Here is a 12,110-nt window from a genome sequence, read left to right on the forward strand (position 1 = left end):
TGCCGATTCTGGGTGCCCGCCGGCGCCCGCGTCCAACAAATCTTTCGGATCGAGCGCGATAAAGGAATCCGATGACTACGAGCCCGCGTGGGGCGCCGGGGCCGGCGGCTGCACCGGCACCGCCATGTCCTCGCCCACCTCGGCGCAGAATTCCGCGACCACGCCGGTGGCCAGCCCGACGATCGACTCGTTGACCTCCAGCCCCGCGCCGATGCGCCACGATGCCACGATATCCAGCGCGGGCGGATGGTTCTCCACATCGACCACCGACAGCGTGCCGTCGGCCAGCTCCTTGCGCACCAGTGCCGGCGGCACCGCGCCGATGCCGAAACCATCGCCGATCAGCCGCGTCATCGCCGCCACCGAGTTCACGCAGTTGATGCGCGGCGAGGCCACGCCGTTCAGGTGGAACAGGCTCAGGATGTCCTGGTGCGGGCGCGAGTTCTTGACGAAGGTGATGACGCGTTCGGCGGCGAGTTCAGCGAGCGAGGCATAGGGCCGGTCATACGCGGAGCCGGTGGCGACGATCCAGCGGATCGGGTAGCGCGCCAGCTCGATATTGCGCACCGTTTCCAGCCGCAGCAGGTCGGTCTGGAAGATCACGTCGAGATAGCCCTTCTGCAGCTGGTCGCACAGGTTCAGCGCGGCATCGGCGGTCAGTTCGATCTCCAGCGCCGGGTAGGCCTGCATGGCGCGCTTGACCACGGTCGACAGCCAGGTATGGATCACCGAGTCCATCGCGCCAATGCGCACGCGCCCCGCAATGGCGCGCGAGCGGTCCAGCGACTGCCGCATATGGTGCATGGTGTTCACCATCTTCTCGGCATACTCCAGCACGCGCTGGCCCTCCGGCGTCAGCGTGACGCCGCGCGAATCGCGCAGGAACAGCTTGACCCCCAGGTCTTCCTCCAGCACGGCGATGCGGCTGGAGATCGAGGCCTGCGTGCTGAACAGCTTCTCCGCGGTCAGCCGGAAGCTGCGCAGGCGGGCCACCCAGACAAAGGTTTCGAGAAAGCGCAGGTTCATGGGCGATGGAGTGCGGAACGGTCGCTGCGGCGCCGCATCAGGACAGGATCCAGGCCACAGAATCTACGCCATGGCGCGGTGGCGAACAAGCGTTTGACAGCGGCACTCGGTACCGTGCCGCGCCGCAACGCCGGTGCGCCGCGCTCACGCGCCCAGCGGCGACGGCTGCGACGGCGTCGGCGCCTCGCGCGGCGGGATCAGCGCCGGGCCGCGCGCGGCGTCCTCTTCGGCCTCGTGCTGCGCCGCTTCGGCCTGCGCCTTCATGCGCTGCAGCGCAGCCAGCATGTCGTCGCCCAGCGCCGCCGGGTACTCCGCGCGCGCGCCGTCGGGCACGGCCGACGGGTCCAGCCACATCTGCCAGGTCACGCGCGTGGTGCCCACGCCCTGCCCCGGCGCGGCCTGCAGCCGCCCGCGCGTATGGCTGGACAGCTTGCGGTAGCTGTAGGAATACGGCCCCTTGTCGGTCAGCACGTCGACCGCCGGCAGGCCGCCGGCCTTGTGCGCCATGCGGCGTACCGTGCCCGGGCTGCCGCTGCCCAGCACCACGCGGCAGTCCTTGTAGACGCTGTCCCAGTCCGGCACCGCGCAGTAGCCGCCCGCCAGCTGCCAGACCCGCGCCGGATCGGCCAGCACCTCGACCGAGCGCTCCACCGGGATCAGCTGCGCCTGCGCCGGCGCCTGCCAGGCGAGCAGCAGCGCGGGCGCGGCGAGCCGCAGTGCGGACAGGGTCAGGCGGGCAAGGATGGGCATCGGCAAGGCGGCATGCGCGCGGTCGGGGCAATGGCTGCAAGCCTAGCCGAGCGCGGCGGCGCGTGCCATTACCGAAGGCTCGTAGCGGCGGTGGTGCACTGCCTGGCATGGCGAAGTGCCACAGGCTTTTCAAATCCCGCTTGGGTACTCCCTCTCCCGCTTGCGGGAGAGGATTGGGGTGAGGGCGGGGAGCTTCCACGAAGTTCGAACGCCTCGTGCTTGCCACACGCCGGCCCTCACCCCCGGCCCCTCTCCCGCAAGCGGGAGAGGGGAGCAGCCACGCAGTGGCGCCCTGCGCCGCCGCTTTGCTCGATGCAGCTATCGCCCTGCCCTACGTATTTCCGTAGGCCCGCTGCCACCCCGTGTGCGCTGGCGCGCCGTATGCTTATGCCCGCGCAGGTCTGCCCAGTGCCCACTGCCGCGGCATCGGGGAAAACCCGCGGACCGTGGCGATGGCGCCACGCGCCGGAACCGGCGCCAGCCGCGCATTCACGGGCTTTCAGCACAGGAATCAATTTTTCTTATCGGCTGCCGCCCGAAAAACTAGTTGGACGCGGGCCGCCGTGCCTTTCAAGAATGCAGTCAGCGGGCGCACCGCAGGACGCGCTGCAACCGCGCAGCGCCGCGCCACCGATGCGCGGCAGCGGCAAGCCGGCACGGCGTGCCGCCACAACAAGGCAAGCCGGCCGCGCACAGCGCGCCTTGCCAAGGCCGAGCCAGACATACCACGACGAGGAATGCATGGAAACGCAGATCGGCAGTATCCAGAGCCCCCAGCCAGCATCGCCCCAAGCCAGCGCCGAGCCAGCACCGTCGCGCGGCTTTTTCTCCTGGTACCGCGACATCACCGCCAATGAGCGGCGCACCTTCTGGAGCTGCAAGGTCGGCTATGCGCTCGACGCCATGGACACGCAGTTCCTCAGCTTCGTGATTCCCACGCTGATCGCCACCTGGGGCATCAGCCGCGCCGACGCGGGCTTTATCGGCACCGCCACGCTGCTGACTTCGGCCGCGGGCGGCTGGGTCGCCGGCATCCTGTCCGACCGCATCGGCCGGGTGCGCACGCTGCAGCTGACCATCCTGTGGTTTGCCTTCTTCACCTTCCTGTGCGGGCTGGCGCAGAACTATGAGCAGCTGCTGGTGGCGCGCGCGCTGATGGGCTTCGGCTTCGGCGGCGAATGGACCGCGGGCGCGGTGCTGATCGGCGAAGCCATCCGCGCGCAGGACCGCGGCAAGGCGGTGGGCATGGTGCAGGCCGGCTGGGCCGTGGGCTGGGGCCTGGCGGCGCTGCTCTACGCGCTGGTGTTCTCGCTGCTGCCGGCCGAGACCGCATGGCGCGTGCTGTTCCTGATCGGGCTGCTGCCGGCGGTGTTCGTGATCGTGCTGCGCCGCATGGTCAAGGAGCCCGAGGTCTACACCGAGCACAAGGCGCGCGAGTCGCAGGCCAGCGAGAAGACCTCGTTCGCCGCGATCTTCTCGCCGCGGCTGCTCAGCATCACGCTGCGCGCGGCGCTGCTGACCACCGGCGCGCAGGGCGGCTACTACGCCATCACCACCTGGCTGCCCACCTTCCTGAAGACCGAGCGCGGCCTGACCGTGCTGGGCACCGGCGGCTACCTGGCGATGGTCATCGTCGGCTCCTATATCGGCTATGTCACCAGCGCCTACCTGACCGACCGCATCGGCCGCAAGCGCAACTTCATCCTGTTCGCGCTGGGCTCGATGACGATCGCGCTGGCGTACACGCACATCCCTGTCAACGACACCGTGATGCTGCTGCTGGGCTTCCCGCTGGGATTCTTTGCCTCGGGCATCTTCGCCGGCATGGGCGCGTTCCTGACCGAGCTGTTCCCGACCAGCGTGCGCGGCTCGGGCCAGGGCTTCTGCTACAACGTGGGCCGTGCCATCGGCGCGTTCTTCCCGTTCCTGATCGGCCATGTCAGCCAGCAGATGTCGCTGGGCCATGCCATCGGCATCTTCGCCGCGGCCGCGTATGGCGTGCTGATCCTGGCCGCGCTGACGTTGCCGGAAACGCGCGGCAAGGCATTGGAAGCGTAGGGCGCAAAATCACACCACAATAACAATCCCGGCAGCCCCCCGAGGGGGCCTGCCCAGTTGTCTTCCGACGGGAATCGGGTCAGCAGTATGTCGGGCTTGCCCGCTCGACGGCAATGCAGCGCAGCCGCGATACGCGCTGGCGATGGCCGGCCGCCAGGCAGCATCCGGCGGACCGCCACGACCGGCACGACGCACCGCGTCCCGCAGCGCCGCCGCGCAGGCCGGCCCCATTTGCGCGCGTCGACCTGCTCACAAGGCCGTGATCGCACGCCAAGACTCGTTGTCGGAGGCCTACATGATCAAAGATGTGGAAGTCGTGCCGTACCGTGACGCGGGGGCGTCCGGGCATGGCGCCGCAACAACCACCGCACGCCCCACCCGCCCGGCCCCTGCGCCCGCCACCGCCCCGGCGCTGGTGGCCAACAACGGCATCAAGGTATTCGGCGAGCGCCACCTGGTGCCGGTCAGGCAGCGCGTGCGCCATGGCGCCACCCCCGGCCTGGTGACCGCGCTGCAGGCCGAGCCGACCCACGAAGGCCGCAGCGCCGTGATGCAGTCCGCGATCCGCGCGATCGGCTTCGACTGGCTGGGCTACGCCACCGCCGCCCAGGTCGGCGGCCAGCTCCAGCCGCGCACCTTCTTTGAAAGCTATTCCCCGCCGGGCTGGCGCGAGCGCTATTTCCGCGAGCGCTACTACGAGATCGACCCGCGCACGCCGCAGCCCGGCACCTTCTGCCTGCCCACCGTGTGGGACGCCGACGACCTCGCGCAGGCGCCGCTGGGCAACGTGCCGCCGCTGCGCCGCCGCCGCTTCCTGGAAGACCTGCGCGACGCCGGCGTGCGCAGCGGCATCTTCCTCAACCTGCCGATGCCGGGCAACAGCGAGTTCGTGCTGATCAGCTTTATGTCGGGCATCGAAAGCCGGCGCTGGATCGGCGATTCGGTGGTGGGCCAGGCGCTGGCGATGGGGCTGGCGCTGCATGAGTTCCTGACCTGCCACGTGGAAATCCCCGCATTCGCCGGGCGCCATCGCGAAGGCCTGTCGGACGTGCAGCGCGATATCCTCGCCTGCCTGGCGCAGGGGCTGTCGGACAAGGAAATCGCGCGGCGCATGGAGATGTCGATCTTCAACGTCGACTACCACATGCGCCGGCTGCGCAGCCACTTCGGCGTGCGCAACCGCGTGCAGCTGGCCAGCGCGGCCACGCTGCTGCGCCCGCCTGGGGCGCCGTTGTCGGTGGACAGGGAGAAGGATGGGGCCGGGGTGATTGCGGCTTAGTTTCGACCGATTGTGTACTCCCTCTCCCGCTTGCGGGAGAGGGTCGGGGTGAGGGCCAGCGCATCAACGAAGCGAAGTCCGGCGATATTGCCAGCGCCCCGCCCTCACCCCCTGCCCCTCTCCCGCAAGCGGGAGAGGGGAGCAAACCGGCAGCGGTGCGCATTCCGGGCAGCCTCACTCCCCCTTCGCCCACCGCATCAACTCCGCCACGCGCTCGAACAGCGTCCGGTCGATATACCGGTCCAGCGGCACGTTCAGGTACAGCCGCTGCGCCAGGTCCGAATCGAACGCCGACGGCACCAGGTAGTCGGCCGCGGCCTGGCGGATGCGCGCCGCCACCTGGCCGCTGCCCTTGGCCACCACCCGCGGCAGCGTGCCGGGGCCGTCGTAGCGCAACGCCACCGCGTACTGGGTGGAATACACCACCGCGGTCGACACCCGCACCCGCTCGCTGACGCCGAAGAACGCGGCCTCGAAGAAGGCGGCGCGGCGGCGCCCGGCCATGATCGGGTCGCCCTGGGTCTCCTTGTATTCGCGGCGGTACTCGTCGACGCTCATGCGCTGGCGCTTCATGAACTGGTGGCGCTCGTGCACGTAGTCCACCACCGCCATCACCAGGTAGATCACCGCGGCCCAGCAGCACATGCGCAGGATGATGTAGGCCACCAGCAGCAGGATCTCCGCGGGGCGGGCATAGCCGGTGCGCACGCCATCCTCGATCGCGCCCAGCGCCAGCACGTAGACCAGCCCGGCCAGCAGCAGGATCTTGACCAGGATCTTGACCAGGTTCACCAGGTTGCGCACGGCGAACATGCGCTTCAGGCCCTCGGCCGGGTTCAGCCGCGCCAGGTTCGGCTTGATCTGCTCGAACGCCACCAGCGGCCCCACCTGCAGGAACGCGCCGACGATGCCGCACACCAGCGCCAGCGCCACGATCGGCAGCACGCCCATCAGCAGGAAGCGCGCCGCGGCCTCGCCCAGCACCAGCATCTGCTGGTCGACCAGGTGTTGCGGCACGCTGCCCATGGCGCTGTGCCACAACGCCTGGAACAGCCGCACGAAATAGCGGCCCAGCAGCCACAGCCCGGCCAGCACGCCGAGGAACACCACCGCCGAGGTGACGTCACTGCTGCGCGGCACCTCGCCGCGCTTGCGCGCCTCGTCCAGCTTGCGCCGGGTTGCCTCGAGGTTCTTTTCGCTGTCGCTCATCGCCGCGCCGATGCTACCGTGCCGCGCCCCGGCGCAGCATCTCGATCAGGATATTGTCCGGGCGCAGGAAGCCCTGCAGCGTATCGACCATCACCGCCAGCATCAGCACCAGCATCAGGAACGCCACCGAGATCTTGACCGGCTGCGCGAACTGGAACACGTCGAACTGCGGCACGAAGCGCGCGATCAGCGCGAAGCCGAGTTCGACGATCACCAGCAGCAGCAGGATCGGCGCGGCCAGCTTGACCACCCACGAGAACAGCGTGCCGGCGTAGAGGTTGGCAAAGCCCATCGACGCCAGCGACAGCTCGGGCCCGAACGACATCACCGGCCAGAACGCGAACGATTCCACGATCACCCCGGTCATGGCAATAAAGCCGCCCAGCGCCGCAAACAGCGCGATGCCGAAGTGCGACAGCAGGTTCTCCATGGGCCCGTCCTCCTGCTGCGTGACCGGGTCGAAGAAGGTGGCGTTGCCCGAGCCGGTCTGGAAGTCGATTAGCTCCCCGATCATCTGCAGCGCGACGAAGAACAGCCCGAACGCCATGCCCAGCAGCAGCCCGATAAAGGCCTCCTTGAAGATCAGCACCAGCCACAGCCCGCCGGCGACGGCGTCCAGGTCGATGCGCGCGCCCGGCGACACGAACAGCGCGATCGCCAGCACGATGCCGTTGCGCGCCACGCCGGGAATGGCCTGCTGCGACAGGAACGGCAGCACGGTAAATGCGGTCAGCAGCCGCGGCATCACCATCACGATCGGCATGATGACCTCGCGTCCCCACTGGAACAGCAAGGCGGGATCGAGCAGTTCGCCCTGCATCTCAGGCGTGCCGGGCCGCGTGCGCGGCGTGCCAGGACCGCGCCGCGGCTTCGTCGATGGCCTCGTCCTCGCGGCGCCCGGCGCCGGCGCGCAGCGCGCGGCGCTCGCGCAGCGCCAGTTCGCGCGCGCCGTCCAGCCGCGCCTGCGCGCGCAGCAGCGCGCGGCGCGCCTCGTCGAAGGCGGCACGCCGCTGCGCCACGTCGTCGAGCACCGCGGCCAGATTGGCGTTGGCGCGGGCGATGCGCGCGTCGAACGCGCTCTGCCAGCCCTGCGCATCGAGCAGCCCCGACACGGACACCCCGCCCTGCGACGCGCCCTGCCGCAGCCGTTCGATGAATGCCGCGCGCTCGGCCAGCGCGGCCTGCACCGCCTGCTGCGCGGCCTCGGCCTGCTGCAGCCCGGCCAGCACCTGCGCGCGGCGCTGCTGCAGGGCGCGCATCGCCTCTTGCTGGCGGCGCTGGCGTACCGCCTCCAGCTGGCCCAGGCGCGGGTCGGCGCCGTGCGGCGTCATCGCGCTTCCCCGGCAAGCGGCGCGGGCTGCGGCACGCGCACCGCCTGCGCCAGCTTGTCGACGGCGCCGGCAAAGCTGTCGAGCCGCGCCGCCGGCTGCGCCAGGTAGGCGCGGATGTTCGGCATCGCGGCCACCGCGACATCGGCCACCGGGTCGGCGCCGGGCCGGTATTCGCCGATCTGCAGCAGCAGCTCCATCTCCTGGAACTTCGCCAGCAGCTGGCGCAGCCGCGCCGCATCGCGCGCGTGCGCGCCGCCCGCTACCTGCGGCATCACGCGGCTGACCGACTGCAGCACGTCCACCGGCGGATACTGCCCGGCGCTGGCCAGCTTGCCCGACAGCACGATATGGCCGTCGAGGATCGAGCGCACTTCTTCCGCAATCGGGTCGCTGTCGTCCTCGCCTTCGGTCAGCACGGTATACGCCGCGGTGATCGAGCCCTGCACGCCGGTGCCGGCGCGCTCCAGCAGCTGCGGCAGCATCGAGAACACCGACGGCGGATAGCTGCGCCGCGTCGGCGGCTCGCCGCTGGCCAGGCCGATCTCGCGCTGCGCGCGCGCCAGCCGCGTCAGCGAATCGACCAGCAGCAGCACGCGCCGGCCCTGGTCGCGGAAATGCTCCGCTATCGCAGTGGCGGTGTAGGCGCAGCGCACGCGCTCCATCGGCGAGCGGTCCGAGGTGGACACCACCAGCACCGTGCGCGCCATGCCTTCGGGGCCCAGGTTGTATTCGATGAACTCGCGCACCTCGCGGCCGCGCTCGCCCACCAGCGCGACCACGTTGACGTCGCTGGACGCACCGCGCGCCAGCATGCCCAGCAAGGTGCTCTTGCCCACCCCGGGCGGCGCGAAGATGCCCACGCGCTGGCCCTCGCCCAGCGTCAGCAGCCCGTCGATGGCGCGCACGCCGGTCGCCAGCGGCTCGCGGATCAGCCGGCGCGTGAGCGGGTCGGGCGGCTCGTTGTCGACCGGCACGCGCGCCACGCCGTCGAGCGCGCCCTTGCCGTCGATGGGCTCGCCCAGCGCGTCGAGCACGCGGCCGAGCAGCGCGGCGCCCGCCGGGCACTGGTGGCCATGCGCCGACGGGATGACTTCGGTCAGCGCCGACACGCCGGTGGTGCGCCCCAGCGGCGTAAGCAGCGCGGTCTGCTGCACGAAGCCGACCACCTCGGCCAGCAGCGGCGGCTCGCCGGGCGTGACCAGCTGGCACAGTTCGCCCACATGGGCCTGGATGCCGGTGGCGTTGATCAGCATGCCCACCGCCTTGCTGACGCGCCCGCGCATCGCCACCGGCGTGAAATGCTCGAACGCGCGTTCCAGGTCGGCGGCGGCATGCCGCAGCGCGGCTTCGATATCGGTGGCTGGGAGTTCGCTGGACATGGGTCTCGCCGTGGGGAATCAGCCCGCCCGCAGGCGGCGCGCAAAGGCTTCGAGCTGGGCCTGCAGGCCCACTTCCATGGTGCCCGAGGGCGTCTGGATGCGGCAGGCATCGGGGTCCAGCCCCGGCTCCACCACCACGTTGGCGCGGCGCGGCCACTCCTGGGTCTCGGCGAGCCGGTCGAGCAGGCTGCGCACGGCCTGCTCGCGCCCCAGCGGGATCTGGATGGTGATGAAGGGCTCGGCCCGCACCAGCGCCTCCACGCGCTGCAGCGCCACCTCCAGGATGATGTCGGGGTCGAGTTCGCCGGCAATCTGCTGTACCGCCTTCATCACGATCTCGGCCATGGTGCGGCGCATCGCGCCCAGCTGGCGCTCGGCCTCGGCGGCGGTGCTGACTTGCGCCGCGGCGTGGTCGGCGTGGGCGCGGGCCCAGCCCTCGCGGTAGCCGTGCTGGCGCCGCTCCTCGGCCTCGCGCTGGGCTTCGCTGCGGATGTGCAGGGCCTCGCGGCGCGCGGATTCGATCACCGCGGCGGCGTCGAGCAAGGCGGCGTACTCCGCCTCCTTCAGCACCTTGCGCTCGGACAGCAGCTGCAGGTTTTCGCTGGTGATCAGAAAAGCCAGTGCCATGCCGGGAACCGTTCGGGGATCAGGTTGAGCAGCAGCAGTTCGCGCAACTGCGCGGCCTGCGGCGGGGTCAGCGGTGCCGGCGACAACGCCGCCAGCCGCCGCGGAAACTTGCGTTGCAGCGCCTGCAGCAGCGGCGCTGCCTGCGCTGCCTGCGCTGCCTGCCCTACCTGTTGCGCCTCGGCGGCCAGCAGCCCGCACAGCAGCCGATAGCCGCGCTCGGCCATCAGCCGGCCGGCGCCGGCCGGGTGCGCGCGCAGCGGCGCCAGGTTCATCGGCAGCGCCGGCAGCGCCGGCACGCGCTTCAGGATAAAGGCCACGGCGTGGCGGTCGAGCCGGCGCGCGGCGCGGCGCATCGCGCGCGGCGCGCTGCCGATCAGCGGCGCGGCCAGGGCACCGGGCAGCGGTGCGAGGCTGTCGGCCAGCTGCGCCGGCAACATGCGGCGCTCGCTGGCAAAGCCGGCCTGGTGCACCGCCAGCCCCAGCCACCAGGCCAGCAGGCGCAGGTCGTTGCGCGGCATCAGCACCAGCCGCGCCAGCGATGCCGGCGCATGCAGCAGGCTGTCGATCACGGCGTCGCGGCTGGCACCGGTGCCCGCCAGGCCCAGCGGCTGCGCCAGCACGTCCGCCGCGGCGGCGCCGAAACGGTCCGGCCGCCGCCACGCCAGCGGCCAGTCGGCCGGCAGCCAGCTGGGGTGCAGCTGTGCCAGCGGGCACTGCACGAAGTCCGCGACGGCGCGCGCCAGCGCCGGCTCCGGCAGCGCCGGCGGCGGGGGCGCCAGCGCGGCAGACAGTGCGCCAGGCAGTGTGCCGGGCGAGTAAGCGCTGGCGGCAGCCTCGGCAGGCAGCAGCGTCAAGATGCGCTCCGCGGCGCGCCGCGCCGCTGCGGCCAGCGCAAGCCGCCGCGCTGCCACGCCACGATGGCGCCCACCACCAGCGCCAGCGCCACGGCGGCGCCGACCGCGATCGCGGCGAAGCGCCCGATCGCGAAGCCGGCCGCCGGCCGCGGCGCGCCCGCCTGCGGCGCGAACGGCCGCGCCTCGACCAGCGACAGCGACACGTTGTCGTGGGTCACGCCTTCGATGCTGTGCGCGACCATGTCCTTGACGGTCGGCACCAGCAGGCGCAGGTCGGTATCGGCCCGGTGCTTGATGAATACCGCCGCCGACGACGGCCGGATCTTGTCCGACAGCGGATCGCTGGCGGGGATCACCACATGCACGCGCGCGGTGACCACGCCGTCGATATTGCGCAGCGTTTCCGACAGCTCCTGCGACAGCGCGAAGATATAGCGCATGCGCTCCTCGGTCGGCGTTGCCACCAGCCCCTGCTTCTGGAACACCTGCCCCAGCGAGGCGAAGCGTTCGCCGGGCAGGCCCTCGCTGCGCAGGATCTCCAGCGCGGCAGGCAGCTGCGATTCCTCGACGCGCACGCGCCACTGGCCCTCGCCGGTGCCGCCGCTGGTGTCGGCGCGCGCCTTCTCGGCGTCGATGCCCTCCGCGGTCAGCGCGGCCAGCACCTGGTTGGCCTCGGGTTCGTTCAGCGACGCGTACAGGTCGACCTTGCACGCGGCCAGCGCCAGCGCCATCAGCGCCGGTGCCAGCCGGGCCGCGCGCGCAAGGCGCCGGCACAGCGATGGCTTGGACATCATTGCTGGTTCTTCAGCAGGCTGTTGAACAGGTTGGTGCCGGCGCTGCCGATGCTGGAGGTCACGTGGATCGACGAGAACAGCTCCAGCGACTGCGTCTGCAGCAGCATGGCCTGGTAGACCACCTCGCTGGTGCTGCCCTCGTAGATCGACGCGAACATGCCGTCGCGCAGCTCCTGCAGGCGCGCGGCCTGGCGCGCCGATTCCTCGCCGGCCGAAACGTAGCTGGCGCGGATGGCGTTGCCCAGCGTGGTCGAAGTGGGGTCTGCCGCCTGGCTCACGTGCGCGGTGCGCGAGCCGTCGGCGGCGCGGCCCTGCTGGACCATCTGCGCGAACTGCCGGGCATCGGCCGGGTCGGGCTGCGCGGCGGGGGCCGCGGCCGGCGACTGGTGCGCGGCGACAGTGGCGCTGTCGGTGGCGGCGCCGGTGGCGGGGGCGGCGGTGGCGGTGGCGGGGGCGGCAACGGCGGCGGCGGCGGTCGGGTCCATCATGGCTCTCCTTGCAATGCGTTAGAGGCGCCCCGGCTCGCCGGGGCGCGTGGCGGCCAGCCGTCAGTTGGTGCGCGAGGTCTGCTTCACGTCCTGCATCGCGCCCTGGACCAGGTTGGCCTTCTGCGTGTTGTGGGCCATTTCGCTGCTGACCACCGCGTTCTGGCGCGTCAGCGTGTCCTGCAGGCCCAGGATGTTCACCGAGAACTCCTGCGCTTTTTGCTGGATTTCCTGCATCTTGGCGTTGAGGTCGACTTCAGCCATGACAATCTCCTTCAGGTAGGTTGGCGTCAAACACCTGCCCTCCGGGGGCAAGCG

The 12,110-nt window shown here is 71.0% G+C and carries 13 protein-coding genes; 2 read left to right on the top strand and 11 right to left on the bottom strand.

The window, feature by feature from the left end; genetic code table 11:
- Positions 1-75 precede the first annotated feature (75 nt).
- Complete coding sequence (locus CBM2594_RS20845) at positions 76-1,026, bottom strand: LysR family transcriptional regulator (protein WP_116358683.1); 951 nt, start codon at positions 1,024-1,026, stop codon at positions 76-78.
- A gap of 144 nt (positions 1,027-1,170) precedes the next feature.
- Positions 1,171-1,776, bottom strand: a complete 606-nt coding sequence (locus CBM2594_RS20850) for an SRPBCC family protein (RefSeq protein ID WP_116358684.1) — start codon at positions 1,774-1,776, stop codon at positions 1,171-1,173.
- Positions 1,777-2,517: 741 nt separating this feature from the next.
- Here CBM2594_RS20850 and CBM2594_RS20855 point away from each other — a divergent pair.
- Both CBM2594_RS20855 and CBM2594_RS20860 read left to right on the top strand, forming a co-directional pair.
- A complete protein-coding gene (locus CBM2594_RS20855; RefSeq protein WP_116358685.1) occupies positions 2,518-3,834 on the top strand; it encodes an MFS transporter in 1,317 nt (438 codons plus the stop codon).
- Between the two features lie 295 nt (positions 3,835-4,129).
- Positions 4,130-5,113 carry a helix-turn-helix transcriptional regulator gene (locus CBM2594_RS20860; RefSeq protein ID WP_116358686.1) on the top strand — a complete coding sequence of 328 codons (984 nt, stop codon included), beginning with the start codon at positions 4,130-4,132 and terminating at the stop codon, positions 5,111-5,113.
- Positions 5,114-5,287: 174 nt separating this feature from the next.
- Here CBM2594_RS20860 and CBM2594_RS20865 read toward each other — a convergent pair whose 3' ends face one another.
- Genes CBM2594_RS20865 through CBM2594_RS20905 form a run of 9 tightly spaced genes read right to left on the bottom strand, consistent with a single transcriptional unit; the run spans position 5,288 to position 12,056 of the window.
- Positions 5,288-6,322: an EscU/YscU/HrcU family type III secretion system export apparatus switch protein gene (locus tag CBM2594_RS20865; protein WP_116358687.1), complete on the bottom strand. Its 1,035-nt coding sequence runs from the start codon at positions 6,320-6,322 to the stop codon at positions 5,288-5,290.
- Between the two features lie 13 nt (positions 6,323-6,335).
- Positions 6,336-7,142 (bottom strand): type III secretion system export apparatus subunit SctT, encoded by an 807-nt coding sequence (gene sctT, locus CBM2594_RS20870; protein ID WP_116358688.1) that lies wholly within the window; start codon positions 7,140-7,142, stop codon positions 6,336-6,338.
- Between the two features lies 1 nt (position 7,143).
- Positions 7,144-7,653 carry a type III secretion protein HrpD gene (locus tag CBM2594_RS20875; protein ID WP_116358689.1) on the bottom strand — a complete coding sequence of 170 codons (510 nt, stop codon included), beginning with the start codon at positions 7,651-7,653 and terminating at the stop codon, positions 7,144-7,146.
- Positions 7,650-9,032 carry a FliI/YscN family ATPase gene (locus CBM2594_RS20880; protein WP_116358690.1) on the bottom strand — a complete coding sequence of 461 codons (1,383 nt, stop codon included), beginning with the start codon at positions 9,030-9,032 and terminating at the stop codon, positions 7,650-7,652. The genes CBM2594_RS20875 and CBM2594_RS20880 overlap by 4 nt, the downstream gene beginning before the upstream one ends.
- An 18-nt stretch (positions 9,033-9,050) precedes the next feature.
- A complete protein-coding gene (sctL, locus tag CBM2594_RS20885) occupies positions 9,051-9,659 on the bottom strand; it encodes a type III secretion system stator protein SctL (RefSeq protein ID WP_116358691.1) in 609 nt (202 codons plus the stop codon).
- Positions 9,641-10,513 (bottom strand): type III secretion system protein SctK, encoded by an 873-nt coding sequence (locus CBM2594_RS20890; RefSeq protein ID WP_116359708.1) that lies wholly within the window; start codon positions 10,511-10,513, stop codon positions 9,641-9,643. Before CBM2594_RS20890 ends, sctL begins: the two co-directional genes overlap by 19 nt.
- Entirely contained in the window at positions 10,510-11,307 is a 798-nt protein-coding gene (gene sctJ / locus CBM2594_RS20895; protein ID WP_116358692.1) for a type III secretion system inner membrane ring lipoprotein SctJ, read from the bottom strand. The genes CBM2594_RS20890 and sctJ overlap by 4 nt, the downstream gene beginning before the upstream one ends.
- Complete coding sequence (locus CBM2594_RS20900; RefSeq protein ID WP_198048184.1) at positions 11,304-11,795, bottom strand: hypothetical protein; 492 nt, start codon at positions 11,793-11,795, stop codon at positions 11,304-11,306. Before CBM2594_RS20900 ends, sctJ begins: the two co-directional genes overlap by 4 nt.
- 60 nt (positions 11,796-11,855) lie before the next feature.
- Positions 11,856-12,056, bottom strand: coding sequence for a hypothetical protein (locus CBM2594_RS20905; RefSeq protein ID WP_018007336.1), 201 nt, complete (start codon positions 12,054-12,056; stop codon positions 11,856-11,858).
- Positions 12,057-12,110 lie beyond the last annotated feature (54 nt).

It is taken from the genome of Cupriavidus taiwanensis (assembly GCF_900249755.1).
In the GTDB taxonomy this organism is placed as follows: Bacteria; Pseudomonadota; Gammaproteobacteria; order Burkholderiales; family Burkholderiaceae; genus Cupriavidus; species Cupriavidus taiwanensis_D.